Origin of the sequence: Microbispora sp. NBRC 16548 (assembly GCF_030268985.1) — a bacterium.
GTDB classification, from domain to species: domain Bacteria; phylum Actinomycetota; class Actinomycetes; order Streptosporangiales; family Streptosporangiaceae; genus Microbispora; species Microbispora catharanthi.
Genome location: NZ_BSSF01000117.1, coordinates 1 through 260, shown reverse-complemented (window position 1 = coordinate 260; position 260 = coordinate 1). Strand labels below are relative to the sequence as shown.

The following is a 260-nucleotide window of genomic DNA, read 5'->3' as shown; positions in this document are numbered from 1 at the left end:
CTCGACCAACAACCTGTTCGAGGCGGTCGAGGTCTACAAGCTCCAGGGCCAGAACAAGTACCTCATGCTCGTCGAGGCGATCGGCTCGCAGGGCCGCTACTTCCGCTCGTTCACGGCCGACAGCCTGGACGGCTCGTGGACCCCGAACGCCGCGACCGAGAGCAACCCCTTCGCCGGCAAGGCCAACAGCGGCGCCACCTGGACCAACGACATCAGCCACGGCGACCTGGTCCGCAACAACCCCGACCAGACCAAGACCG

The 260-nt window shown here is 66.2% G+C and carries 1 protein-coding gene; it reads left to right on the top strand.

Translation table 11 applies throughout. From position 1 onward, the window contains the following. The coding region (locus tag QSK36_RS43295) for a non-reducing end alpha-L-arabinofuranosidase family hydrolase (protein WP_285786464.1) at nt 1–260 on the top strand (260 nt) is incomplete at both ends.